Source organism: Rheinheimera sp. EpRS3 (genome assembly GCF_001513785.1).
Lineage (GTDB): Bacteria > Pseudomonadota > Gammaproteobacteria > Enterobacterales > Alteromonadaceae > Alishewanella.
The window spans coordinates 246,803-273,308 of record NZ_LNQS01000008.1; the positions used below are offsets into that span (position 1 = coordinate 246,803).

At 50.4% G+C, this 26,506-nt stretch carries 24 protein-coding genes; 12 read left to right on the forward strand and 12 right to left on the reverse strand.

The annotated features are described in order from the left end of the window. Positions 1-13 precede the first annotated feature (13 nt). From AR688_RS09775 to pepB, 5 genes are all read right to left on the reverse strand, one after another. On the reverse strand, positions 14-238 hold the full coding sequence (locus AR688_RS09775; RefSeq protein ID WP_068232691.1) for a hypothetical protein: 225 nt from the start codon (positions 236-238) through the stop codon (positions 14-16). An 85-nt stretch (positions 239-323) separates the two neighbouring features. Next, positions 324-2,489 (reverse strand): winged helix-turn-helix domain-containing protein, encoded by a 2,166-nt coding sequence (locus AR688_RS09780; RefSeq protein WP_068232695.1) that lies wholly within the window; start codon positions 2,487-2,489, stop codon positions 324-326. A gap of 18 nt (positions 2,490-2,507) precedes the next feature. Then, positions 2,508-4,784 carry a penicillin-binding protein 1B gene (gene mrcB, locus AR688_RS09785; protein WP_082694732.1) on the reverse strand — a complete coding sequence of 759 codons (2,277 nt, stop codon included), beginning with the start codon at positions 4,782-4,784 and terminating at the stop codon, positions 2,508-2,510. Beyond that, positions 4,781-7,225, reverse strand: a complete 2,445-nt coding sequence (hrpB, locus tag AR688_RS09790; protein ID WP_068232698.1) for an ATP-dependent helicase HrpB — start codon at positions 7,223-7,225, stop codon at positions 4,781-4,783. The genes mrcB and hrpB overlap by 4 nt, the downstream gene beginning before the upstream one ends. An 85-nt stretch (positions 7,226-7,310) precedes the next feature. Continuing rightward, complete coding sequence (gene pepB, locus AR688_RS09795; protein WP_068232702.1) at positions 7,311-8,600, reverse strand: aminopeptidase PepB; 1,290 nt, start codon at positions 8,598-8,600, stop codon at positions 7,311-7,313. Positions 8,601-8,866: 266 nt separating this feature from the next. Between pepB and dksA the strand changes: the two genes are divergently transcribed. From dksA to panC, 6 genes are all read left to right on the forward strand, one after another. Further along, positions 8,867-9,316 (forward strand): RNA polymerase-binding protein DksA, encoded by a 450-nt coding sequence (gene dksA, locus AR688_RS09800; RefSeq protein ID WP_068232704.1) that lies wholly within the window; start codon positions 8,867-8,869, stop codon positions 9,314-9,316. 13 nt (positions 9,317-9,329) lie between these two features. Then, entirely contained in the window at positions 9,330-10,223 is an 894-nt protein-coding gene (gluQRS, locus tag AR688_RS09805; RefSeq protein WP_197412195.1) for a tRNA glutamyl-Q(34) synthetase GluQRS, read from the forward strand. 106 nt (positions 10,224-10,329) lie between these two features. Further along, complete coding sequence (gene pcnB / locus AR688_RS09810) at positions 10,330-11,823, forward strand: polynucleotide adenylyltransferase PcnB (RefSeq protein ID WP_156420273.1); 1,494 nt, start codon at positions 10,330-10,332, stop codon at positions 11,821-11,823. Then, positions 11,823-12,323 (forward strand): 2-amino-4-hydroxy-6-hydroxymethyldihydropteridine diphosphokinase, encoded by a 501-nt coding sequence (gene folK / locus AR688_RS09815; protein WP_068232712.1) that lies wholly within the window; start codon positions 11,823-11,825, stop codon positions 12,321-12,323. The genes pcnB and folK overlap by 1 nt, the downstream gene beginning before the upstream one ends. A 53-nt stretch (positions 12,324-12,376) precedes the next feature. Continuing rightward, positions 12,377-13,168, forward strand: coding sequence for a 3-methyl-2-oxobutanoate hydroxymethyltransferase (gene panB, locus AR688_RS09820; RefSeq protein WP_068232715.1), 792 nt, complete (start codon positions 12,377-12,379; stop codon positions 13,166-13,168). A gap of 5 nt (positions 13,169-13,173) precedes the next feature. Further along, on the forward strand, positions 13,174-14,016 hold the full coding sequence (panC, locus tag AR688_RS09825; RefSeq protein WP_068232722.1) for a pantoate--beta-alanine ligase: 843 nt from the start codon (positions 13,174-13,176) through the stop codon (positions 14,014-14,016). A 26-nt stretch (positions 14,017-14,042) separates the two neighbouring features. Here the strand turns inward: panC and AR688_RS09830 are convergent, their stop codons facing one another. Continuing rightward, positions 14,043-16,499, reverse strand: coding sequence for an SLC13 family permease (locus AR688_RS09830; RefSeq protein ID WP_231732030.1), 2,457 nt, complete (start codon positions 16,497-16,499; stop codon positions 14,043-14,045). 151 nt (positions 16,500-16,650) lie between these two features. Between AR688_RS09830 and AR688_RS09835 the strand changes: the two genes are divergently transcribed. The 6 genes from AR688_RS09835 to AR688_RS09860 all read left to right on the forward strand — a co-directional run bounded on the left by AR688_RS09835 (position 16,651) and on the right by AR688_RS09860 (position 21,266). Next, entirely contained in the window at positions 16,651-17,559 is a 909-nt protein-coding gene (locus tag AR688_RS09835) for a prenyltransferase (RefSeq protein WP_068232723.1), read from the forward strand. Further along, complete coding sequence (gene frdA, locus AR688_RS09840; RefSeq protein WP_068232724.1) at positions 17,559-19,361, forward strand: fumarate reductase (quinol) flavoprotein subunit; 1,803 nt, start codon at positions 17,559-17,561, stop codon at positions 19,359-19,361. Before AR688_RS09835 ends, frdA begins: the two co-directional genes overlap by 1 nt. Further along, positions 19,358-20,074 (forward strand): succinate dehydrogenase/fumarate reductase iron-sulfur subunit, encoded by a 717-nt coding sequence (locus tag AR688_RS09845; protein ID WP_068232726.1) that lies wholly within the window; start codon positions 19,358-19,360, stop codon positions 20,072-20,074. Before frdA ends, AR688_RS09845 begins: the two co-directional genes overlap by 4 nt. An 11-nt stretch (positions 20,075-20,085) precedes the next feature. Next, positions 20,086-20,475 carry a fumarate reductase gene (locus AR688_RS09850; protein ID WP_068232727.1) on the forward strand — a complete coding sequence of 130 codons (390 nt, stop codon included), beginning with the start codon at positions 20,086-20,088 and terminating at the stop codon, positions 20,473-20,475. Next, entirely contained in the window at positions 20,472-20,849 is a 378-nt protein-coding gene (frdD, locus tag AR688_RS09855) for a fumarate reductase subunit FrdD (protein ID WP_068232730.1), read from the forward strand. The genes AR688_RS09850 and frdD overlap by 4 nt, the downstream gene beginning before the upstream one ends. Positions 20,850-21,086: 237 nt before the next feature. Next, entirely contained in the window at positions 21,087-21,266 is a 180-nt protein-coding gene (locus tag AR688_RS09860) for a hypothetical protein (protein WP_068232733.1), read from the forward strand. Between the two features lie 56 nt (positions 21,267-21,322). On the opposite strand, the gene AR688_RS09865 is transcribed toward AR688_RS09860, so the two are convergent. The 6 genes from AR688_RS09865 to AR688_RS09890 form a co-directional block, all read right to left on the reverse strand. Then, the gene (locus tag AR688_RS09865) at positions 21,323-21,547 is read right to left on the reverse strand and encodes a hypothetical protein (protein ID WP_068232739.1); all 225 of its coding nucleotides are present in this window, start codon (positions 21,545-21,547) and stop codon (positions 21,323-21,325) included. Between the two features lie 31 nt (positions 21,548-21,578). Then, positions 21,579-22,217 carry a DUF2959 domain-containing protein gene (locus tag AR688_RS09870; RefSeq protein WP_068232740.1) on the reverse strand — a complete coding sequence of 213 codons (639 nt, stop codon included), beginning with the start codon at positions 22,215-22,217 and terminating at the stop codon, positions 21,579-21,581. Positions 22,218-22,287: 70 nt separating this feature from the next. Continuing rightward, complete coding sequence (gene panP, locus AR688_RS09875) at positions 22,288-23,934, reverse strand: pyridoxal-dependent aspartate 1-decarboxylase PanP (protein WP_068232743.1); 1,647 nt, start codon at positions 23,932-23,934, stop codon at positions 22,288-22,290. A gap of 224 nt (positions 23,935-24,158) precedes the next feature. Then, positions 24,159-24,932: an ABC transporter permease gene (locus AR688_RS09880; RefSeq protein WP_068232746.1), complete on the reverse strand. Its 774-nt coding sequence runs from the start codon at positions 24,930-24,932 to the stop codon at positions 24,159-24,161. Then, the gene (locus AR688_RS09885) at positions 24,929-25,855 is read right to left on the reverse strand and encodes an ABC transporter ATP-binding protein (protein ID WP_068232749.1); all 927 of its coding nucleotides are present in this window, start codon (positions 25,853-25,855) and stop codon (positions 24,929-24,931) included. The genes AR688_RS09880 and AR688_RS09885 overlap by 4 nt, the downstream gene beginning before the upstream one ends. Before the next feature lie 2 nt (positions 25,856-25,857). After that, positions 25,858-26,493 (reverse strand): flavin prenyltransferase UbiX, encoded by a 636-nt coding sequence (locus AR688_RS09890; RefSeq protein ID WP_068232752.1) that lies wholly within the window; start codon positions 26,491-26,493, stop codon positions 25,858-25,860. Positions 26,494-26,506: the final 13 nt, after the last annotated feature.

Below are 26,506 nucleotides of genomic sequence, written 5' to 3' on the forward strand. Positions count from 1 at the left end.
AATTAAGGGACGTTTAAGCCAGCTTTAACTTATCATTGCTGGTGTCTTTGGCTTTGTCTTTACTATCTTTTATAGTCACCGGTGAGTAAATGTCCGGTAACGTGCACAGCGGATACCAGGCACAAGCATATAATTGTTGCTCATTCACGTCTATTTTATCGGTAACATAAGCTTTGTTTGCAACAAGCCCTGCAGTACCCATAATAGCGATAAACATAATTGTAAGTGTAGTTTTCATTTCCAGCTCCTGAGTTATTATTGGCTTACAAAACAACCATAGGAGCATCAATTCATTATAACTCGATGACTTTCAGATAAATTTTTTATAAAACGTCGACGTCGCTCTCAATTACAGCAATATCCATATCGCCAAAATCGTACTCCAGCATAAAAATATATTTTTCATCGGCACTGATACTAAACCGACCAAACTGGATAGGCTCCAGCACATTGGTAATTTCATCGGCAGCAAAATCAAGATAGTTCAACCGGTAATTGAGCTCGTCAACAAGATAAGAGTAATAAATACCTGTTTTACGCAGTTCAAATTTCAACATAATTTGTGTTTCAGGTAATGAAATTTTCAGCTTTTTCGGCGGTTCGCCAGTCCACTGTATGTAAAATTGTTTATCTCTGCTGCTGCGCCAGAATGCATAGTCGGCGTAATAACTTTCGTAGTAGTACTCTTTGTCATTGGCAAAAACATCCAGTTTGCCAAGATCATTGATATCACGCTTTATAATCTGCCAGCGCCCTTGTCTCGATTCTGAATAAAATAACGATTTACCATCTCTGGACCAGCTGGGAAACGCCAGTACGGCATCTTTCTCGCCAGCTATTTTCAGTGGATTTCCCTCAATATCAAAAAGCCATAATTCTTCATTTAATTGCACCATTAGTCTACTGCCGTCCGGGGAGAACATTAAACTGCGAATACGCTGAGCTTCACTAAAATTCGTTAGCTGTTTCTGCCGTCCGTCATTATAAAACAGCCATACCTGCTGCGAGCCTGAGCGCCTTGATACAACTGCCGCAGGTCCGCCCTCTACAGGGTTAGCCTCAACAAAAGTTTCATTCCGGTTAGAGCTGAATACCGGTTCATTGTGAGACTCATTGCTCTTTATACGGTTTGACACTTTTTTCGGGTTTATTCTGGAAAAGTTACCAATTGACGTAACAATTTTGCCTGATGTTGTTACTTGCAACTCACTCGCATACGCATCTGTGTAAGCCAGGATGGTAGGCTCACCTTTATCCAGCCATACCCTGCCTAGCGCATTGGATGCAGAAGGGTAAATAATAGAGCTGTCTGTTAAATCCCAGTCTACATTGCCTGGAAAGGTATCCGGCACTTTCGTTAACAAACGTGTGGATCTATCTGCAAGGTTAAGCAACCAGATTTGCGCAGAACCTGCGGCTTCTCTAAGGAATACCAATTGATCTCCAGCACGGGAAAAACGCGCGGCATAGTCACCAAAACTGCTTGAAGGCGGTACCGTAAGCACTTCTGAAATGGTATTATCGACCGACGTCATCTGTAAAACCATCTGCTTTTTAACGTCATCCATATTGGGATAAACGATATAGCGACCATCAGGTGACCAGGTAATTCTGATCGATACCGATTTCTCACCACAGTGTTTGAGTAAATTATCTTCCAGCACCTGAGTTCTATCTGCGCTAAGCGACATAATGCGCACTTCACACCTTTCCTGCTGATAAAGCCGTTGATAGGCTATCTTAGTTCCGTCAGGGCTAAATACGGCACCAAAGCCACTATAGGATTTATCAGTTAACTGTACCCTTTTATGTTCCTGCAAATCCTGCAACATCAGCACGGCTACATTGTTAGCATCAGGCGCAGCATAGCTATACACCAGATATCGCTCATCCACGGAGACATTATGGTAAAACTCCAGCCCGTCCAGCGCGGTGACAGGGGTGTAACGCCACATAGGAATCGCGCTGGCGGCATCATCACTTCCTGCGTTATCTACAGGCCATAGCCACCAGGTAACAACCATGATCAGCAATGCCGCGAAGGCCAATACACTAACTAATAAGGGGTTTCTCTTTACCGGCGTGATATCGGTATTTGCCGGACTAAGCGCCTGCTGGGTATGTTCTTCAACCGCCAGAGGCACAATTTCAGTTACCGGCGCAATAAAGCGGTAACCGCGTTTTGGAATGGTTTCAATATAACGGGGCTCACGGGTGTCATCCCCCAGTGCAACACGCAGCACCCGGATAACACGCGTTACCCTGCCGTCAGATACGTCGCGGATACCCCATACATCAAGTAGCAGCTCATCTTTTGTAACCAGCTTGCCTGCGTTGACAATAAAGTAGTTAGCTACCTTCTGACAAAGGTTATCTAAATCTGCGGTAATACTCAGCCTACCCTCAGCATCAAACTTCATCAGTTTGTCCTGCTCAGGTATATACTGCCATTCACCAACCTGTAACAGCTGGTTTGGTTTTATCGCCATAGGTTCAGACAATCGTTGTTATTCTTCTATACATTCGGTTGGTAATGGCATTTCAACTGAAATCGCAGGTAATAACAATACGTTAAGGCAATTTTGTGGTTGCGGATAGCCAGTTTTTGCTGAGAATGCCTGTAAAGATACCTGTTCAGGCATGGCTCTGAGCAGTGAATTCACGCCCTGCAGCGTAAAATACCGGCTAAAAACATTTAACGCTCCGCTAGCACCGGTTAACCCTATAGCTTTATTATCATCACGACCTAACCACACTGTCATCAGCGTTTGCTGATCAAAGCCACTAAACCAGCTGTCCCGATAATCACTGGATGTACCTGTTTTGCCTGCTAAAATCTCGCCGGGGAAAGCACTGCTCAGCGCACGTGCCGTACCTGTTTTTGCTGCTTGTATTAACGCATATTGCAACAAATACACTTCTTGTTCATTGTAGCGCCGCGTCAGTTGGTGATCGCGCATATGCAGTGGGTGGCCATTTGCGTCAGTTACTGCATACAAAGTGCTAAGCTGCTGGTGTATACCGTTATTCGCCAGTGTCTGGTACAACTGCGTCACCTCCAGCGGGCTTAGCTCAACAGCCCCTAACAATGCTGCCGGATGCAGTTTTACTCTGCGGTTTAATCCCAGCTTACGTAAACCGTCACTGATAGCAGGCAAGCCAAGCTGCAACCCCAGCCTTACGGTAGGAATATTAAGCGAGTTAACCAGTGCATCCAGCAAGCTAACCTGACCTCTGAATTTTTTATCAAAATTCTGTGGTTGCCAGTCCTGATCGTTACTACGTAAACGGATCGGGCTGTCATCCAACGGTGTTGCTAATGTGTAGCGCCCACGCTGGGCTAAAGCTTCAAGAAAAATAACCGGCTTGATAATACTGCCAATCTGACGTCTGGCATCAGTAGCCCGGTTAAAGCCGCCCTGCACTGCCACTTTACTTCCTATCATGGCGTTAATTTCTGCCTGCCGGTAGTCCACTACTACCGCTGCGGCCTGTAATTCCGGATCCAGCGGGGCAAGCTGGCTGCTAACAGCTTGCTCAATCGCTGCCTGAGCCTGAATATCTAGGTACGTAAATACTTTGATGCCGTTGTCCTGATATTGCTCATCAATATTTAACTGGCGCAGTTCTTTTTTAACCGCATCCAGATAAGAAGCAAAACCTGTATTCATGTATTGGCTGCGGGAAATCACCACTATTGGTTGCTCTACCGCTTGCTCGTACTGTTTGCGGTCAAGAAATTTTTGCTCGAACATCAACCGCAATACCAGATCCCGTCGCTCTTTAGCCCGTGCCGGGAAACGGCGCGGATCAAAGTATGACGGCCCTTTTAAAATGCCGATCATCAAGGCATATTCGGCTGCCGTTAATTCTGTCAGTGGTTTACCAAAATAAAACCGGCTGCCAAGGCCAACACCATGCACAGCATTCGCGTAGTTTTGTCCGACAAAAACCTCATTCAGATAAGCTTCGAGGATCTGATCTTTATTAAAGCGATAATCCAGCACCAGCGCGATCATGGCCTCGTTGAGCTTACGCCACAAGGTGCGGTCGCTGCTAAGGTACATATTCTTTGCCAGTTGCTGTGTCAGTGTCGACCCTCCCTGCACAGTGCGCCCGGCAGTAATATTTACCCACAACGCCCGCAGCACTGCCAGAGGTGACACACCGTGGTGGTGATAAAAGTCACGGTCTTCAACCAACAGCAGGGTATCTTTAAAAATTTCTGGCACCTGTTGTAGCTGCACCAGCTCACGGTCTTCCTGCTGTGCCGACACCAGATGGTCAATCAGCTGTGGCTCAAGCCGGGCAAAGTTCAGCGCTTCTTTTTGCTGGCGCTGGGTAATGCGGTTAATACCGCCACGGTTAAACTCGACACTAAACAGCTGCGCCGCCTCATAGCCTTCAACATACATAAAGGGACGCCGGTAAACTGAGACATGATTGCGCGACACACTGTATTGCCCGGCTGCCGATAACGCCGGGTTGCGCCGATACTGCAGTGAGTTCAGCTGCTGAATAAACTGTTGTTGTGTCAGAATTTTACCGGGATAGAGCTCTATACTCTTGGCATAGATTTGTGCAGGCACCTGCCATTTCTGGCCACTAAATTTTTTACTGATTTTGCTGTCCAGGTACAAAAAATAAAAAGCCAGCACCACCAACAACAGCAACGCCACTTTAACCAGCAACCATAAAGGTTTATGCCACCAGGCTAAGCGCAGCACATCTGGCGTAGCACGCTTTTTATTGCTGCGCCGGGGGCTGTCTTTTTTACTGCTCATCGTAACATCGCCTTTTTAGTTTTCGTTGTCGGCATGGCCTGCGCCGGATCTTCCGGCCAATAATGTTTCGGGTAGCGTCCGCGCATTTCTTTTCTGGCCTCCTGCCAGGCATTTTGCCAGAAACTGGCTAAATTCTGCGTTACCTGTAGCGGTTGTCTGGAGGGTGACAACAGCTCTACTGTGATATTTATTTTGCCCTGCAATAACGTTGGCGACTGCATCTGACCATACATTTCCTGAACCCGCACTGAAAGCCTGGGGCCGCCCTCGGCCAGGTAATCAATGCTAAGCCGTGAACCGGTGGGCGCCTGCCAGTGCGTGGGTAATAACTGGTTCAATAGTTGCTGTTGCTGATAACTTAAACATTGTAGCAGCGCGTCATACAGTGGGATCTGCGCTAAAGCCGTGCTTTTACTGATTTGTGCCAGATAGCTGCCCAACCAATTGGGTAAAGTGGCAAGTAAAGCATCTTCAGAAAAATCCGGCCAGCCAGCATCGCTCTGCTGTTGCTGCAGTAACCTAACTCTTGCGCGCAGTTGTAATGCGGTTTCAGCCCAGTTCAGGCAACTCAGGCCTTTATTATTAATATAGGTCTGCCACGCCAACTGCTTTTGCTCTGCGCTTAACTGCAAAGCTGCTGGCTTGGCAGCCAGTAAACACTGGCCAAACTTCAGTTGTTGCTCGGTAAAAAAGCTGCCGCTTTTGTCATCCCAGAAGGTTTGCGTTTGCCAGCGAAGCTCGGCCTGCCAGTCCGACAACACCGCATCAGGGCTAATACTGACGGCATGGTAAATGCGGTTTTCACGGCCAAACTGCTGCATATGCAATACCACCAGCCAGGGCTGGCCGCTAAGGCTGTGATTGTCTTGCAGCACTGCGCCAATGCCATTGGCTAACTGATAGCCCTGACCCCGGCGCTTGGCCAGCCGGTCCGGAAAAGCCCGCAACGCCAGCACCGGTACTAATTCCAGCGGTAACATTTCGCTTAGCTGACAACCAAGCAAACGGGCAAAACTTTGCGCTTGCTGCCACTGCTGTGGCAATGCCTGCTTTACTCGGCCAAGCAGGCTGTATATATCGCCCTGCAGTACGCGCGTATCTTCCAGTATTGCTGCCAGCACGCACGCCAGAGCCGATGCATGCCGGTGCCCCTGTAGCTCCAGTTGCTGCGCATGCAGCAACATGGCCGCTAATCTGGGATCCGTAGCCAGTTTATGCGCTTGCCGGCCGCTGGCAGTAATTACCCCTTTGCTGTCAATAAAGCCCAGCTGTTGTAATAACTGCTCTGCCACAGCTAAATTTGCTGCCGGCGGCGGTGTTAGCCACTGCAAATCATCCACCTGACAACCCCAGGCAGCAACTTCAAGCCGCAGGGCGGTTAAATCGCTTACTTCAATCTCTGGCGCTTCAAACCGGGCACGGCGCTGCCATTTTTCTGCGGTATCCAGCCGGTAGCAGTGGCCGGGCGACAAACGCCCGGCACGCCCGGCACGCTGGGTGGCTGCCGCCTGGCTTATAGCACAGGTTTCCAGCACGCTTAAGCCCTGACGCGGGTTAAACCGACTTTGCCGGCACAGGCCGCTGTCTATCACCACGGTAATGCCGTCTATGGTTAAACTGGTTTCGGCCAGATTAGTTGACAGCACCACCTTGCGTACCCCTGCCGGCGGCGCTGCGATAGCGGCTTGCTGCTGCGCCAGTGTCAGGCTACCTAATAAACGGTGCAGTTGCACATTGGCAGCTAAACCCTGCTGCTCCAGCAACTGGGCACTTTGGTTAATTTCTGCCTGGCCGGGTAAAAATACCAGGATATTGCCGTTATGTTTATTCAGCGCCTGCTGCACTAAGGCAGCAATTTGCTGCGCCAGCGGTTGGCTACCCGGCAGTGCATATTCGACTGTTACCGGATAACTGCGCCCCTCACTGGCCACTACCGGGGCATTAAGTTTGTCGGCCAGTTGCGCCATATCCAATGTGGCAGACATAATTAATAATTGCAGCTCAGGGCTTAATTGTTGCACTTCCAGACACAACGCCAGTGCTAAATCCGCATGCAGTGAACGCTCGTGAAATTCATCAAACAGTAGCAGATCCACGGCAGTCAGTTCAGGGTCTTGCTGTAATTTGCGCGTGAGTACGCCTTCAGTAACAATAAGCAAACGGGTTTTACTGCAGTGCTTTTGCTCCTGACGAATTTGATAACCTACAGTTTCGCCAACAGCCTCACCCAGTTGTGCCGCCAAATACGCAGCGATACTTTTGGCCGCTAAACGACGCGGTTCCAGCATTAATAGCTTTTTGCCGGCAAAATCGGGGTGCTGCAATAAGTACAACGGTAGATAAGTTGATTTGCCGGCACCGGGCGGTGCCGACAAAATCACTTTATTATGTTGCTGTAACAGTGACAGCAATTGCGGAAAAATGTCAGCGACAGGTAACACAACTTAACCCGAAAAAACTCTATTGGCGTCAGTTTACCCTGTTTTTTGCTGACGCCCCAACCTTGTTAAGCTTTTGGGTTAAGCTTCAGGCTTCGCCAAGTAAGGTGGCGCTGATGGTGCGAATACCCTGCCCGGTAGCTCCGGCCGCCCAATACGCGTTGTTGTTGTTGTTAAAGGCTGCTGCTAAATCAAAATGCAGCCAACCTTTGCCTTTATCAGGCACAAAACGGCTTAAAAACCCGGCCGCGTTACTGGCCCCGCCAGCGCCGCCGCCCTTTACCGGCCGGCTGTTGGCCGTGTCGGCATAAGCTGACGGACACTGCTGTTGATGCCATAGCTCCAACGGTAATTGCCAGGTAGGTTCCTGCACTTGCTCGGCATAAGCCAGGGCCTTTTGCGCTAAGGTTTTATCCAATGCAAACAGCGCATTATATTCCGCACCAACTGCTGTCATGGCCGCACCGGTTAAGGTAGCCGCGTCAATAATAAGCCCGGCACCGCTTTGTGCCGCGCACATCAGGCCATCGGCCAACACCAAGCGGCCCTCGGCGTCGGTGTTGACAATTTCAACAGTAGTGCCGTTTTTATAAGTAATAATATCGCCCAGCTTGTAGGCATTACTGCTGATCAGGTTTTCTGCACAACATAAAATAAGTTGTACGCGCTTATTCAAGCCCTGCTTTATCGCCAAAGCCAGTGCTGCGGTAACAGTAGCAGCGCCGCCCATATCACATTTCATTGTCAGCATGCTTTCAGTGGCTTTAATCGAGTAACCGCCACTGTCAAAGGTAATACCCTTCCCCACCAGCGCAGCACTAACCGGCGCATCGGCCTGGCCAGTCGGGTTATAGTCCAGTACCAGCATAGCCGGTTTGCGGGCACTGCCACGCCCTACAGCATGTAAGCCATTCCAGCCTTGCTCTAACAGTTGCTCATCGAGCAAAATATGGCTGTTAACCGTGCCTTTGGGCGCAATATCTGTAATAAAAGCGGCAGCCTGTTTTGCCAGTTGCTCTGGGTATAATTCATCCGGTGTTTGGTTTGTCAGGTGTTTTGCCCAGCTAAAACACTGTGCCAGTTGTTCCAGTTGAGTCTGCGCGGCATCACTGTTAAACAGCACGCCACCTTGTTTTTTTGCACTGCAAAAGCCCTGATAAAATGCCCATTGCAGTTCCAGTGTCCAGTTGTCACCGGTTAACTGTACCTGAGTTAAGCCTAAATTATCTAAGCTGCGCGCGGCCTTTTGCACACTGCGCTGCGCGTCCTGGGCATTAAAGTGGATCTGAAAACCATTTTCGGTAGGGGTAAGTAAAGCTTTACCCCATTTATTTGCCACGGTTTCTGCCTGTAGCTGAATTTGCACAACGTCTGTCATCTGTCACCCTTTTTATCAGTGCGGTTTTGCGTTAAATGCGATGCTAATCAGTGTATCACAAGGCTTTGCGAGCGAAACAGAAGCTCGTTATTTTGCTGCTGCGCCACGCTAAAGCGCGCGTTAAATTACGGCAAATTAAATAAGATGACGATATGCCCGCTAGTCTGTATACTTCCGCGTCTTTTTAAATCTGATTGCGATGCCAGCAATATTCTGCTATCTATAGCCGCCATATTTTTTCGCTTGGCATTATACAGGAGATGATTATGCCAGAAGGCAATACTACCAAAACGCTGGGCTTACTTGCCCTTGCAGGCGTAGCGCCATATCAGGAAGCTGTCGGGGAAGAGTATATGAACCCGAAGCAACTGGAACATTTCCGCCGCATTCTCGACGCCTGGCGTCAGCAGCTGCGCGAAGAAGTTGATCGCACCAAGAATCATATGGCAGATGAAGCTGCTAACTTCCCCGATCCGGTAGATCGTGCCGCTCAGGAAGAAGAGTTCAGCTTAGAACTACGTGCTCGGGATCGTGAACGTAAGCTACTGAAAAAAATTGAGAAAACACTACAGAAAATTGAAGATGAAGACTTCGGTTTCTGTGACACCTGCGGTATTGAAATTGGTATTAAGCGCCTGGAAGCCCGTCCAACGGCTGATATGTGTATCGATTGCAAAACCTTAGCAGAAATCAAGGAAAAGCAACTGGGCGGCTAAGATGCCCGCTTCGATGCCAATTGTTAGTCCCGCTTATATCGGCCGGTTTGCGCCCTCGCCCTCCGGCCCACTTCATTTCGGTTCCCTTATTGCTGCGGTTGGCAGCTATCTGCAGGCCAAAAGCCAGCATGGCCAGTGGCTGGTGCGGATGGAAGATATCGACACGCCTCGTATGGTGCCGGGCATCGACAGCGATATTCTGCGCACACTGGAGCAATTTGGTTTACTGTGGGATGGCGAGGTGTTGTATCAAAGCCAGCGCCTAAAACGCTACAATGAAATTTTTAACCAGTTACAGCGGCAACAGCTGATTTATGCCTGCCAGTGCAGCCGCAAACAAATCAGTGAAATGGGCGGTACTTACGACAACCGCTGTGGCGCATTGCAATTAACCGCTGATAACCTGGCCTGGCGCCTGCGCAGCGACAATGTCAACACCCACTTTACCGATCTGTTATTTGGCCGACAACAGATAACTACACAACTGGCGCAGGAAGATTATATTATTAAACGCCGCGACGGTTTGTATGCTTACCAACTGGTGGTAGTGGCAGATGATATCGATCAGGGTATAACCGAAGTGATCCGTGGCGCCGATTTACTGCAGATGACACCTCGGCAACAAGCATTGTGTCGCTTGCTTAGCGCACCTGTGCCACGCTATGGTCATTTGCCTCTTGCAGTGCTGCAGCCGGGGTTTAAGCTGAGTAAACAAAACCATGCTGCCGCTATCAGCCAGTGGCCTGAAGCTGGGGTAATGCGTAAAGTGTTGTCTTTTCTTGGCCACCCGCCACCGGCAGAATTAGAACAAGCCCCGGTTACAGAACAACTAAGCTGGGCCATTACCAACTGGCAGCTTGCCAAAGTACCGCTGCAAATGGAAATAAGCAGCACAGAATTTCGTTAAGCTTGCCCAGTTTAATTCTTTTTTTGTTTCGGCTGCGGTATTATTAGCCGGTTTTTGAAAATGCAGCCTGGTGCTGTTTTACCGTGCAGCTCAGGGCTGTTTCAGAATGCAGCTCAAGGCTGTATTTGTCAGGAGAATTATCATTATTTCGCGAGTGTTAGATTTTTGCCGCCGCACTTTTGGCGGCAAGGCCACTAAGGCAAACAACCAGAAAACTAAAGCTGCAGGCAAAGTGCAACAAGCACCGCGCCCGGCTCCGGGTGCCAGCCTGTTGCCTGCCGTGCAGCGTTTAAGCCGCGATCAGCATGCTATTTCACGTAAAGACATCAGCCCGAACGCGCTTAAAGTACTGTACCGTCTCAAAGATGCTGGTTTTGATGCTTATCTGGTTGGCGGCTGCATCCGCGATTTATTGCTCGGCCTTAAGCCAAAAGATTTTGACGTGGTAACCAACGCCAAACCCGAGCAGGTAAAACAGGTATTTCGTAACTGCCGCCTGATTGGCCGCCGTTTTCGTTTAGCCCATGTTGTATTTGGCCGTGAAGTTATTGAAGTTGCTACCTTTCGAGGCCACCACAGTGGCGCCGATGACGAAGCCGACACCGCACCTAAGTTAAAAACAGCCAGCTTAAGTGATCATGGCCAAATTCTGCGTGACAACGTTTACGGCACCATTGAAGAAGATGCTGAGCGGCGTGACTTTACCGTTAATGCGCTGTATTACTCGGTCAATGATTTCTGTGTTTATGACTTTGCCAACGGCATGCAGGCAATAGCCGCACGTAAAATTGAACTGATTGGCGACCCCGAGACACGTTATCGCGAAGATCCGGTGCGCATTCTGCGCGCTATCCGTTTTGCTACCAAGCTGAATATGCAAATTGCCCCAGCCAGCGCAGAGCCAATAGCACAGCTGGCGGTACTGTTGAAAAATATCCCGCCACCGCGTTTATTTGACGAACTGGTAAAGCTGCTACTGGCCGGTAAAGCCTTTGATAACTTTATGCTGATGCGTGACAGCAAAGTATTAAAACAGCTGCTGCCGCAACTGGATAAACTGTTAAAACAGGAACCGGAAGGCAAAGCGTTTCAGTTAGCCACTAAAGCCCTGCAAAACACTGATGAGCGGGTTGAAGCTGATAAACCGGTAACACCGGCCTTTATTTTTGCCGCCCTGTTGTGGTACCCGGTAGAGCTTCGCAGCCAAATGCTGATAACCGACGGTTTAAGTGAAATTGATGCAATGAATATCGCCATGACCGAAGTATTGGACGATATTCAGCGCACTATTGCTATCCCTAAGCGTTTTACGCTGTCAATGCGCGATATCTGGGCACTGCAAAGCCGTTTAACCAAACGCGCCGGGCGCCGGGCCTTTAAACTGCTGGAGCAGCCTAAGTTTCGTGGTGCCTTTGACTTTCTGCAATTACGTGCCGAAGCCGAAGGCGGCAGCTTAGTTGAGCTGGCACTGTGGTGGGAAAGATTTCAGTTTGCTGACGAAACCGACCGGTTGCAGCTGATCAACCAGTTGGGCAAAGAAGGCATCGATAAAGGCCCGCGTCGCCGTCGCAGTTATAAACGTAAACCCACGGCAGAATAATGACGCCGCTACGCTGTTACATTGGTCTAGGTGCTAACCTGGATCAGCCGGTAGTGCAACTGCAGCAAGCTGTGCAGGCGCTTAAGCAGCTGGCACAAAGTACGCTGGTGGCAGTATCCGGCTTTTACGGCTCTAAACCTATGGGGCCGCAAGATCAACCCGATTATGTTAATGCCGTAGCCGCAATAGACACCACACTAACGGCAGAGCAGCTACTGGATACACTGCAACAGATAGAACAGCAGCAGGGCCGTAAACGTAAAGCCGAGCGTTGGGGCCCACGTACACTGGATTTAGATATTCTGCTGTACGGCAATCAGGTTATTGCCACTGAACGCTTAACCGTGCCGCACTATGGCTTGCGTGTACGTGAGTTTGTACTGTATCCCCTTTACGAAATTGCCCCCCAGCTTAACCTGCCGGACGGTACTGTATTATCCTCTTTACTGGCGCAGGTATCGCAAAATGGCCTGCAAAAACTTCACAGCAGTTGCAGCTAATCGCACTTTGTGCGATCTTGCGCGTCCTGCGTTAATGGTCGGATGAGAAGATTATGGCTAAGATCACCACTGCCGTATTACAGAAAATGAAGCAGCAAAGCGACAAGATCACTATGCTGACAGCCTATGATGCCAGCTTTGCTAAGTTATTTGCTGAGCAAGGCGTGGATGTACTGCTAATTGGCGATTCCTTAGGTATGGTGCTGCAAGGCCACGGCGATACTTTGCCGGTTACCGTTAACGACATTGCTTACCATACCCGTGCCGTGCGCGCCGGTGCGCCGGATGCGTTCGTCATCGCCGATATGCCGTTTATGAGCTACGGTACCCTGGAGCAAGCGTTACAAAACGTAGTACCGCTGATGCAAGCCGGTGCCAATATGGTGAAACTTGAAGGCGGCGACTTTTTATTGCCCACCGTAAAAGCCTTAACCGAGCGCGGCGTGCCGGTATGCGGCCATTTAGGTTTAACACCGCAGTCGGTGCATATCTTTGGTGGCTATAAAGTACAGGGTAAAACCGATGCTGCCGCCGATACCATGGTTGCACAAGCCAAAGCGCTGCAAGACGCCGGCGCCCAGTTGCTGGTGTTAGAATGCATACCCACCGCCTTAGCTAAACGCATTACTGAAGCGCTAAGCATTCCGGTTATCGGTATTGGCGCCGGTAATGTTACCGACGGCCAGGTGCTGGTAATGCATGATTTACTCGGCATCAGCAGTGGCTATATTCCGAAATTTTCCAAGAACTATCTGGCACAAACCGGCGAAATAAGAAGCGCAATTGCTGCTTATGTCAGCGAAGTAAAAAGCCAGACCTTCCCTGCCAGCGAACACAGTTTTTAAGCCAGATGAAAATACTCAACTCTATTGCTGCGCTGCGGGCACAAATCAGTACCTGGCGGCAAAATGGCGAGCGTATCGCTTTTGTGCCTACCATGGGCAACCTGCATAACGGCCACTTAAAACTGGTTGATGTTGCCAAAAGCCGCGCCGATCGGGTGATTGTCAGCATATTTGTTAACCCGATGCAGTTTGGCAAAAATGAAGATCTCGACAGTTACCCGCGTACACTGGAAGCGGATTGTGCCGGGCTAACCGCGCATGGCGCCGATGCAGTATTTACCCCTACGCCGGATATGATGTACCCGCGCGGCCTGGACGTGCAAACCTTTGTTGAAGTGCCGCTGCTTGGCGATTTGCACTGCGGTGCCAGCCGCGCCGGCCATTTCCGTGGTGTGTCGACTATTGTTTGTAAGCTGTTTAATCTGGTGCAGCCGGATATTGCCTGCTTTGGCCAGAAGGATTATCAGCAACTGGCGATTATCCGCCAGATGGTGAGCGATTTATCCTTACCGATTGAGATTTTCGGTGTAGCGACAGAGCGTGCCGCCAATGGCCTGGCCCTGAGCTCACGTAACGGCTATTTAACGCCAGAGCAATTAGCAACAGCGCCACAGCTGTATCAGCTGTTGCAACAACTGCGCGCACAAATCCTGGCCGGTAATCATGATTACCGCAGCTTAGAGCTGCAAACTAAACAGCAGCTTAGTGACGCAGGCTTTACGCCGGATTATATTGATATCTCTGACCAAACCGATCTGACGCTGGCCACCGACGCAGAGCAAGCTAAAGTGATTCTGGCCGCCGCCTGGCTGGGCACTACCCGGCTGATTGATAACCTGGAAGTCTGAGTTACCGGCTGTTACCAGGCCGCTGTTTAAGCCGGATTTAACGGCCAAAACAGCGGTAACAACGCCATGGTTATTACAAACAACAATAAACTAAGCGGCCCACCCACTTTTAAATAATCGACAAAGCGATAGCCACCGGGCCCCATTACCAGCGTATTGGCCGCATGTGATACCGGGCTGGCCAGGCTGGTAGCCGCTACCGCTACTATCATCATCGCACTTTGGCCATTCACCCCCAGCGCATTGCTGAGCATTAAACCAATCGGCGCCATAATCAGCACCAGTGCCACAGTTGGCACTACCAAGGTGCCCAGTGCGGTAACCAGATACAACCCCGCCATCACCGCCAGCGGGCCAAATTGGCCGGCCCCTGCCAGTACCGCTTCAGCCAGCCAGGCGGCAGTACCGGAGTGTTGCATTGCCGCCCCGAGCGGCAACATGCCAGCAATCAGAAAAATAGACCGCCAGTCAATAGCAGCATAAGCCTGCTCCATGCTTAAACAGCGGCTGGCAACCATTAACGTCGCCGCCAGAATAGCCGCCAGATAAACCGGTAATACACCGACCACCGTCAGGGCTATCATCAACAGCATTAAGCCGGCAGCCAATGGCGCCTTGCGGGCATTAACCGGTTTTACCTGTACCGGGTTCATTACTATCAGATGCTCACTTTCGGTCAGCATTGCCAGTCGCGGGCGTGGCCCTACAATTAACAGCGCGTCTCCCGCCTGCAACAACATACTGCCCAGCGCCGAGCGATACGCACGGCCTTCGCGCCAAATGGCCGCCACTTCAACTTTGTAACGTTTATCAAGTTGCAAAGCATTCACACTCTTGCCGATGTATTTACTGCGCGGATGCAAAGTGGCTTCTACCAGTTCCAGTTTACCTTTCGCCAATAAATCCAGGTAAGGCGACATATCGTCCAGCCGCTCAAGCTGTTTAAAGCCGCGCAGAATATCCAGATCTTCCTCCCGCCCTTGGATCAGCAGCAGGTCGCCGGCTTGCAGCTTATCGTCGGAGTGAAACTGCTGAATAATCTCACCCTGACGGAACAACCCCAGCAGACGAAAATCAAAGGCGTCCCCCAGGCGGTTATCAGCAAAGGTGCTGTCAACCAGCGGGCTGTCCTCCGGTAAACCCAGCACAAATAAGCGCTCTTCCAGTTTATAGTGCTGGATCACAGCATCAGGGCTAAGCAATTGTACTGTGCTGAACGCTGCTTGTTTTTGCATGGCGTCCAGCGCATTTTTGCTGCCCTGCACCAGAATTTTATCACCGCCGGCCAGAGACAAATCGGCCAGCCGCGTACGTAAAGTCTGGCCTGCACGTTTTACCGCCAGCACATTAACCTGGTAGTGTTCCCGAAAGCGGTGATGCTGCAATACTTCGCCAACCAAGGCGCTGTCAGGCGCCACTTCCAGCTCTGCCAAACCACTGGCTGCCAGCAATTTTTCATGCAGCATTGGTGCTTCGCGTTCAATGGTTAACGAGTTCCAGCTACGCAGCCGTTCAAAGCGGCTGAATTTACCCTGTGCCAGTACAATATCGCCGCCCTGAAGAGCAGTATGGCGCGATGGCAGGGTAAAGGTTTCACTGCCGCGGGTCAGGGCAATAACGATTAGACCGGCGGTATTAATTAAGCCAGACTCTTCCAGCGTGCGTCCGGCCAGTAAAGAATCATCAGGTAAACGCAGCGCAAAAATCCGCTCCTGCAGGCTGTACTGATCACTGAGGTTCTTACTGCCCCCCAGGCCAGCGCGGCCGGGATCGGTATCCGGTAACAAATGACGGCCAATAAAGGCGACAAACAAGGTTCCGGCCAATAAAACCGGTAAACCGATTAAGGCGAAATCAAATAATTTAAAGCCGCTGTGGCCGCTTTCTTCCAGCGCAATATGCACCAGTAAATTGGGCGGTGTACCAATTAGAGTTATTAAACCACCGAGCATGGCGCCAAAGGCCATTGGCATCAACACTTTGGCCGGTGATATACCGCAGCGTCTGGCGGCTTCTACCGTCACCGGCAGCAATAACGCCACCACACCTATATTACTCATAAAAGCTGATAACGCCCCGGAAATCAGCACAATAACGATGATCATCCTGGTTTCACTGCTACCGGATAAGCGAATAACCTGCCGTCCGATACCGTCGGCAATACCAACGCGGGTTAAACCTTCACTCATAATAAACATGGCCCAGACGGTAACCACCGCCGGGTTGCTAAACCCGCTTATAGCCTCTGCCGGCGACACCAGGCCCAATAAAGCCAAAGTACATAACACCAATAAAGCGACCACATCCATTCGCAGCCAGCCGGTAACAAACAACACCAGGGCTGCCAGCAGTATCAATAATACCAGGGCGATATCCGGCGTCATAATGGCCACGTCAGCAAAGTGTTTAACGCCATGCCTATGCTGCTCAACAATACGTTCAGGATAATAGTACCTTGTGTCATGGTTGTATTGGTCTCTCACGGTTCATTAGATTAACAGCCTGGCCAGCTACACAGCCGGCACGCTAATTTCTTCTCAGTTTACAACATCAAGACAGAAAAGATGTTCTGGATCAAGCTATAACCGCATTGATAGCTATACTCTGTAGCAAAGATGGTTAAAGGATACTTTTTTGCTGAAACAACTTTGCGGCGTTGCGCGGATAAACTTTCTCAGTCTTACCCTGGTATGTATTGCTCTGGCAGCCGGAGCAAGCTGGCAAGCCGGATTTGTTTTACACTACGCTACACTTGCGCTGGTAACAGCCGTAGGGCTATGCGCTCACCTTAGTGTTAATGCCTTCAATGAGTACTTCGATTTTAAATCGGGGCTGGATTTTCTCACCGAGCGTACGCCGTTCAGCGGCGGCAGCGGTACCCTTGTCCGCTATCCAATGGCCAGCACCGCTGCTTTAACATTGGCAATTGTCAGCCTGCTGCTAACCATTGGCGGCGGCCTGTACCTCAGCTATCAATTAAACTGGCGGCCCTTAATGCTTGGCATTCCGGGCGTAGTACTTATTTATACGTACACCCAGTATGTTAACCGTTGGCCACTGCTGTGCCTGCTGGCACCCGGCATCGGTTTTGGCGTTTTTATGATACTGGGCAGCTACTGGGTATTGGCCGGCAGCGTCAGTGCCGCGGCTTGGGTGCTGGCGGTTATTATGCTGCTACTGGTGAGTAATTTGTTGCTGCTGAACCAGTTTCCGGATGCCGATGCAGACCGTCGCGTTGGCCGGCGCCACTTACCTATCGTTATCGGCCGGCGACGCAGTGCCAGCGTTTACACCCTGCTGCTGTTACTAAGTTACCTGGTGTTGTTAGCCGCGGTGGCTGGCGGCATTTTGCCCCGGCAGTGTCTGTTAGCACTACTTAGCCTGCCACTGCTGATAAAGTTGCTGCCAGGCCTGTTCCGCTATGCCGATAAACCCAAACAACTCACGCCCTACCTGGGCCTGAATGCACTGCTGTGCCACCTTTATCCGCTGCTGTTACTGGCAGGACTGATTTGGGCCGGTATTGGCCATAAGGCACTTTAATGCAAATACTGCAAACAGACATTATTGTCGTCGGTGGCGGTGGCGCCGGTTTACGCGCCGCCATTGCCGCTGCTGAAGCAGCACCGCAGTTAAGTATTACGTTGCTGTCAAAAGTATACCCAATGCGTTCGCACACAGTAGCCGCCGAAGGGGGCGCGGCGGCGGTAACCTTAAGTAGCGACAGTGCAGCAGCGCATTTTCACGATACCGTTAGCGGCGGTGACTGGCTGGCCGACCAGCCGGTGGTGGAGTTCTTTGTTAAGCAGGCCTATCGCGAGCTGGTACAACTGGAACACTGGGGCTGCCCCTGGAGCCGCCAGCAAGATGGCAACGTTGCCGTACGCCGTTTTGGTGGCATGAAAACCGAACGCACCTGGTTTGCCGCCGACAAAACCGGCTTTCATATTTTGCATACCTTATTTCAAACCAGCCTGAAATACCCGGCCATTAAGCGGCTGGATGAATATTTTATGTTGGATCTGCTGCGTGCAGGCGAGCAGGTAGTAGGTGTATTAGCACTGGCGCTGAACAGCGGCGAGCTGGTGCAAATTCAGGCTAAAAGTGTCATTTTGGCCACCGGCGGTGCCGGCCGGGTGTTTCATTACAATACCAATGGTGGCATTGTTACCGGTGATGGTATGGCACTGGCCTACCGCCACGGCGTGGCGCTGCGCGATATGGAGTTTGTGCAATATCACCCCACCGGTTTACCGGGTTCCGGTATTTTAATTACCGAGGCCTGCCGCGGCGAAGGTGCGGTACTACTGAATAAACACGGCAAACGCTATTTACAAGACTATGGCTTAGGCCCGGAAACTGCATTAGGCCAGCCGCAAAATAAACAAATGGAGCTGGGCCCGCGCGATAAACTATCGCAGGCATTCTGGCATGAACAACAAGCCGGCCGCTGCGGCGACTATAACGGCCATGCGGTGGTGTATCTGGACTTACGCCACTTAAGCCGTGCGCATTTACAACAGCGGCTGCCATTTATCTGTGAGCTGGCCAAAGCCTATGTCAATATTGATCCGGCGTTGGCGGCCATTCCAATCCGCCCGGCGGTGCATTACACCATGGGCGGCATTGCTACCGACATTAACTGCCAAACCACACTGCCGGGTTTATATGCCGTGGGCGAATGCGCCTCGGTCGGCTTGCATGGCGCAAACCGGCTGGGGTCAAATTCCTTATCTGAACTGTTGGTATTTGGCCGTGTCGCCGGTGAGCAGGCTGCGCAATATGCCAGCCAATGCCCGGCAGCTGACAGCAGAGCACTGAGTGTACAAAGCGAAATGTCACAGCGCTGGCTTAACCGCCGTTTTGGTACTAATACCACTGATTCCGTGGCACAGCTGCGCCACGATATGACACTGACAATGGAGCAAGGCTGTGGCATTTACCGCACAGGCGAAAGCCTGCTGCACTGTCAGCAACAATTACAGGCGCTACAACAGCGATATCAGCAGCTTAAAGTTACTGACCGCAGTAAGGTGTTTAACTCTGAGCTGCTGCAGTATCTGGAACTGGGCTTTGGCCTGGATGTGGCGCTGGCTATTTGCAGCGCTGCCATGGCCCGTACCGAGTCACGCGGTGCGCATCAGCGGCTCGACAGCGGCATGACAGTGCGCAACGACGGCGAATTTCTCTGCCATTCGCAGCTGTATTACAAGGCGAACAGTTTACCCCATCTTAGCTGGCAAGCCGTGCAGATCAGCAGCCTGCCACCGGCACAGCGCAGCTATGGGGTAAATAATGCTACTGCAGAGGATAGTGCTGATAGCACACCAGGAACGCAGCCATGACTGAATATCAACTGTTGATCCAACGCTATGATCCGGAGCACGACAACGAACCGCGGCTGCAGCGTTTTACTGTACCTGGCGATCACACCACATCGATGTTGGATGCGCTATTGTACGTGCAGCAAAAGCTGGACGTAACGCTGGGTTTGCGCTGGTCATGCCGGATGGCCATTTGCGGCTCGTGCGGGGTTATGGTTAACGGCATACCCAAACTGGGATGCAAAACCTTTTTACGCGATTATCATAGCGAAATCGTGATTGAACCACTGGCGCACTTTGCGGTGGAGAAAGATCTGATTGTTGATATGACACAGTTTCTGGCGCATTTATCGGCTATAAAACCCTATCTGATTAACGACTACAGCGGCACAGCGATGCATAAGCAAACGCCGGCGCAATTGGCAAAGTATCAGCAATTTTCTAACTGCATTAATTGCGGCCTGTGCTATTCGGCCTGCCCGCAATTTGGCTTAAACCCGGAGTTTTTGGGTCCGGCGGCTATTACGCTGGCACAGCGCTACAACCTCGATAGCCGCGACAACGGCAAAGCCGCGCGCATGCCACAGTTAAACGGTAAAAACGGCGCCTGGGGCTGCACCTTCGTTGGCTTTTGCTCAGATGTTTGCCCCAAACAGCTCGACCCCGCGGCAGCAGTGAATCAGGCCAAGGTGGAGTCAGCGAAAGATTTTATTATCAGCATGTTTAAACCTTAAGGAGCACGGCGATGAACACACCCGTTTCTGCACGTAAACCTTATCAATCCAAACTTAGCCGCAGCTGGTGGCTTAAACATAACTATTACCGGCTGTATATGCTGCGCGAGGCTACAGTGCTGCCGCTGCTGTTTTTTATCGGCTGTTTACTGTATGGCCTGTATTGCCTGACACAAGACGCCGCGCACTGGCAGAGTTTTCAGACGTTTATGCAACAAGGCTGGGTAATAGCACTGAATCTGCTGGCTTTTGCGGCCAGCTTGTTTCATGCCAAAACCTTTTTTGCCTTGTTCCCACGGGTAATGCCGCTGGCACCAGCCTGGTTGATGATCAGTGGCCAATGGCTGGCAACGTTGCTGGTCGCCGCTGGCGTACTACTGCTGTTTGGTGGCTGGCTATGAGCAGCCCAAAACGTTCAGATGAGCCGGTTTGGTGGAGCCTGTTTAGCGCCGGTGGCGTGTGCTTTGCGGTATTTCTGCCGGGGTTAATACTGGCACTGGGGATCTTGTGGCCGCTGGGGCTGCTTAATTCGTCCGTTCTGCAATACGCTCAGCTACTGTCATTATTGCAAAGCGGCTACGGTTTAACCGGGCTGGCTTTTACCGGCGCGGTAATTTGCTTACCGCTGTTTCATGCGGCACATCGTATTCACCATGGTTTGCATGATCTAAAGTGCGGTTACTCCAGTGCTACTAAGCTGTTGTGTTATGGCACGGCAGGCTTACTTAGCGTGCTGGCACTGTATTTTACACTCTCACTGCTACTTAAGTATTGATACCGACGCCTATTAATTTCAGCGTGTCGCTAATCAGCAACAGGCTATGCATATGATTTGTAAAGATAAAAACTCATTACGGTGTCAAGTGACTGCTATTTGCGACAGCTGAAGCAAGCTGGCGCGCAAAACACCGCACCATATAAGAATAAGCTATTGTAAATAATAATATTTTTATTTTTGGCACGGCATCTGCAATTGCTATAACAAGATTGCAAGAAAAGCCGGAGACGGAAAATGAAAAAAGTCCTTATTACTGCCCTGTTATTACTAAGCGCCAATCTGGTACTGGCAAATGAATTTCTGAATAAGGTAAATCAGCAGGATCAACCACAAACAGCGATGCTGTCTGAGGCTGAATTAGCAGCTCAGGAAGAACTTAGTGCAGCGTTATCTGCCAATGCAGAATTGCCTTAAAGCGTTGCCCTAACAAGAGTTGTTTTAAAAGTACGGGTGGCAAGCCACCCGTTCAGCTAAAAGCCGGATCTGAATTTTGCCGCATCGATAATGGCCCAAAGATGGGCAATAACCGCGATAATGCCTGGTATCACTAAAAACCATAAAGCATAGCCCGCTACACACACCAGAAAAAAGATAATTGCAGCAAATATACGGCCCTGTACTAACTGGCCTAAGCCCGGAATAAACACGTTACATAGTGCAGCAACAACATTGCCACCTGAACCCTGACCTGCCATAACTTTCCCCTATCGATTACTGTTTAATATATTACTGCTTTAACGCTGCAACAAACTGCTCTGACTGTGTAATGGCGTTATTCATGTCATCAATCAGGCGGTTAATGTCTTTTTGCACAGTATTAAACTCACCCTGTAAAGCGCCAATAGCTTTCGCGTTCAGATTATGTTTTAAATACAATGAATTGTCTCTGAGCGATGCCAATACAGGCTGCATACTTTGCTCGGCCCGGCGCATGGTTTTTAGCAGGCTGCTGTACTGGCGTCTGGTATCTGCCAGCTTTTTTTTACTATCTTGCTTTAACCTGGCGTTAGTATACTGATCCAGCTCGTCTTGCCATTCATCAAACAAAGCCTCTGCTACCGCTTCAATACTGTTGATCCGCTGACTGACATCCTCAGCCGCTGCACTGCAGGCCTGATACTCACTGTCAGTCGCTACATACATCCGCTGTAAATCGCCGCCATCAAATTTAATCAGGTCGCTAAACTGCTCCAGAGCTGATTTAAACTGCTTTTGTGCATCCTGTTGCGACTCCTGCGCTTCTTCTACGCGGTCGACCAGAATATCGCGCTTGTGCACGCCCACTTTTTCCATCGCAGAATAATAAGCGCTCTGACAACCAGTAACGCTGAGTAACAAAGGGAGTAAAAGCCAAGCATAACGCATAAAATCAGTCCGTTGCCTAAAGGTAATGCCTGATAATAGCCTGTCATGCCGCTTAGAACAAACCCGAATGTCAGGCAGCCAGCTCTTTGGCAAGTTGCAGCAGCTTGGGATAAAACTCTTTATCCAGTTGCGCCAGCTGATCCTGCTCAACCAGAACATCATGCAGAATTTGCTCAGTGGTTAGCGGGTTAGCCAATACCACGCGGAATACTATAGTTTCCTGGCGCTGATAACGCGCCGGGGTTAAGCGGGTACGTGATACAAAAGACTTCCCCTCTTCGCGCTGGCGCTTCTGAATAAACTTTGTCAGGCCGTTTAGCAGCTCGTTAAAGCGCTGCAGTTGCTCCGGGGAGGCGTTAGCCATGGCTTTTTGCACCTGCGCCGGTACATAGCGGTAGGTGAGCAAACACAGCTCGGGCTCGGTGATCAGTTCAAAATCAATATTATGCGAAATTAAGGTAGCAAAATAACGCGCTTTTTCCAGGCTGCGGTTTATCAGTATCTCGTAGCCATCGCGGCCGATTACCTGCAAACAGGCATGCACCAGCATTGCCATGCCGGGGCGCGAGCCTTCGAGCGTCTGGCTGCCTAAATCTTTTGAGCCTTTACGCAGGATATATTCAGCGTGGTGCTCAATGGCATGCGCAGCAGAGGGGTGTTTAAACACCACCATACCGGCCCCCATAGGTACATACATTTGTTTGTGCGCATCTATGGTAACGGAATCTGCCCGTTCTATGCCGTTCAGTAAGTAGCGGTATTTTTCTGACAGCAAAGTCGCACCGCCCCAGGCGGCATCGACATGGAAGTGACACTGATATTGCTCGGCTAAATCGGCCAGCTGGTGTAACGGATCAACATTACCGGTTTCGGTAGTACCGGCCACGCCAACTATAGCCAGTACGCGGATATTAGCGGCGCTAAGCTCGGCCATTTTTTCGGCCAGCAAGGCAGTATCAATTTTATTGTTCGCGTCGGTTTTAACCGCGATCAGTGACTCACGGCCTATACCCAGTACATCGGCCGCTTTACCCAATGAGTAATGGCCGCGCTCAGACACCAGGATTGCCAGGCCATCATAGCCGTAATGCTTCATCGCCTTATACAAGCCTTCACGGGCGATACCTTTAAAGTCGCCGTCAGCTTTTAGCAGGCGGTTACGCGCTATCCACAGCGCAGTAATATTGGCGATAGTACCGCCAGAGCAAAACGCCCCCAGCGAATGGTTGGCACTGTGCATCCACTTTTTATAAAAGCCATCACCCTCGCCGTACACCAGATGATGCATCATACCCAGCACCTGGCGCTCCATCGGAGTAAAGGCTTTAGAGGTTTCAATTTTTACCAGGTTCTGGTTCAGCCCCACCATCATTTTGGACAGCGATAAGACAAAATACGGCAGTGCTGACGTCATATGGCCGATAAAACTGGGCGCTGCGGTGTGTACCGAATGCGCCACCAGCTTTTGCATCAGGCTTTCGGCGTAATCCGAGACAAAGTTCGGCATTTGCGGGATTTGATGGGTTTGAAAATCGCGCTCAATTTGCCACAGCGGTTTTTCTACCGCCACGATACTTTCGCGCAAAAAGCCAGCCAGGTTCTGTGACAGGTTTTGCTCAATAATACTCAGCGTTGAGTCTGGCGCTTCCGGCACCGTAAAGATGCGCCATAAAGCTTCTTCAGAAGCGGTTGCCTGGCGTTTACTGGATTCTGTCATGCGCTTGCTACTCTGCATACGGTTTCAGCGGTTACTAAAACAGCCGGAAAATGGCGCTCACTTTACTGCAAGCGCCGAAAAATGTCTGCAAAAAAATAGCCGCAAACATGGTAGAAGGATTGGTTTGCCCTAAGCCAACCGTTGAAGGCATGGATGCCTGAGTCGAGCCCCCAGGGACCGGGTTTACGGCGCGTTGGCGTGGGCAAACCGATCCGTTAAGGTTGTTAGCTTCGCAGGCCAATGCCGCGGTTAATCAGGTACATGGCATAGCTAAACAACACGACAATAAAGCCCACCACCACCGCTAGCGCCAGCCACAGGCTAACGTCGGTTACGCCCAAAAAGCCATAACGAAACGCATTAACCATATACACCACCGGATTTAACGCCGCCACATGCTGCCAGAAGCCAGGCAGCAAGGTTAATGAGTAAAACACACCGCCCAAATAGGTAAGTGGCGTAAGCACAAAGGTAGGAATAATGCTGATATCGTCAAAGGTTTTCGCATACACGGCGTTAATCAGGCCGCCCAGAGAAAACAGCATCGACGTTAGCGTAACGGTAACGATAATTACCGCCAGGTTATGAATTTGAATTGTAACGAAAAACAGCGACAAAATAGTGACGATCAGCCCTACCAGCATGCCACGCGCCATACCGCCACCAACAAAACCCAGCACAATAATGTAATTGGGCACCGGCGCTACCAGCAGCTCTTCCACGTTACGCTGAAACTTGGCACTGAAAAATGACGACGCCACATTGGCGTAAGAGTTAGTGATCACCGACATCATAATCAGGCCGGGTACAATAAACTCCATGTAGGTAAAACCGCCCATATCGCCAATGCGCGAACCGATTAAACTGCCGAAGATAACAAAATACAACGTCATGGTAATGGCCGGCGGTACCAGGGTTTGCACCCAAATGCGCAAAAAGCGATTGGTTTCTTTATCCCAAATACTTTTTAACGCTACCAGATAATTAGAGTTGCTCATTTCGCACCTCCACGGCCATTCTCTACCAGCGACACAAACAATTCTTCCAGCCGGTTGGCTTTATTACGCATGGATAACACCTTAATATCCTGGGCACTAAGCTGGGCAAAAATGGTGTTTAAGCCCTGTGCTTTCTCTACGTCGACTTCAATACTGTTACCGTCCAGCGTGCGCCAGTTAACACCTTCCAGTTTAAGTGCAGCAGGCTGTGTCGCGAGATCGAGCACAAAGGTCTCACGGGTCAGCTTGGCTAACAGCGTCTTCATGCTGGTATTTTCAATAATCAGCCCTTTGTCGATAATGGCGATATTGCGACACAGGCTTTCGGCCTCTTCGAGGTAATGGGTGGTTAAAATAATAGTAACGCCCTGCTGGTTAATTTTGCGTAAGAACTCCCACATTGAGCGGCGCAGTTCGATATCAACACCCGCTGTCGGCTCATCCAGGATCAGCAGTTTTGGCTCGTGCATTAACGCGCGGGCTATCATTAAACGCCGTTTCATGCCGCCGGATAATTCGCGGGCACGGGCAGTACGTTTTTCCCACAAGCCCAGCTGACCGAGGTATTTTTCAGCACGTTCAAGTGCCAGCTTTTTTGGTACACCGTAATAACCGGCCTGATTCACCACTATCTGCAATACGGTTTCAAACTGGTTAAAGTTAAATTCCTGCGGCACTAAACCAAGCTGGCTTTTTGCTGCCTCGAGCTGAGTATCAATATCGTAATCAAATACTTTGATGCTGCCTTGCGACTTATTTACCAATGAACTGATAATACCAATAGTGGTACTTTTGCCTGCGCCGTTCGGGCCTAACAATGCAAAAAAATCGCCTTGGTTTACCTGTAAATCGATACCGCTTAATGCCACAGTACCGCTTTTATATACTTTATGCAGACCTTTGATATCTAACGCTAAACTCAATGCTATTCTCCTGCTTTTGCGGCATCACCACTGTAACCCCAGCGGTTAAGTAACTGATGCGGCAGCTTAAGGTGGTCTAAAATGCGCGCCACCATAAAATCGACTAAATCGCTGATCTGTTTCGGCTGATGATAAAAACCCGGTGCTGCCGGCATAATAGTCACGCCCACACGCGCCAGCTTAAGTAAGTTTTCCAGATGAATGGCACTAAGCGGGCTTTCGCGTGGCACTAAGATCAACTGGCCGCCTTCTTTGATCACTACATCCGCAGCGCGCTCGATCAGGTTATCACTGGCACCGGTAGCAATCGCTGATACGGTACCGGTTGAGCAAGGGCAAATCACCATTTGCCGCGGTGCAGCCGAGCCGGATGCTACCGGTGAAAACCAGTCATCTTTGCCGTACACTTTAAGCAAGCCGGCATCACAAGCAAAATGTTCCAGCAGCATCTGCGTACATTTGTCCGGTGCGGCCGGCAGTTTGACATCGTGTTCGGTGGCAAATACTACCCGTGCCGCGCTTGATACCAGCAAATGCACTTTAATACCCTGGGCCAGCAATAACTCAAGTAAACGCCAACCATAAGGTGCGCCCGAGGCACCGCTAAAAGCCAGCGTGATCTCTTTTGCAGTTGTCATTTGTATTTCCACA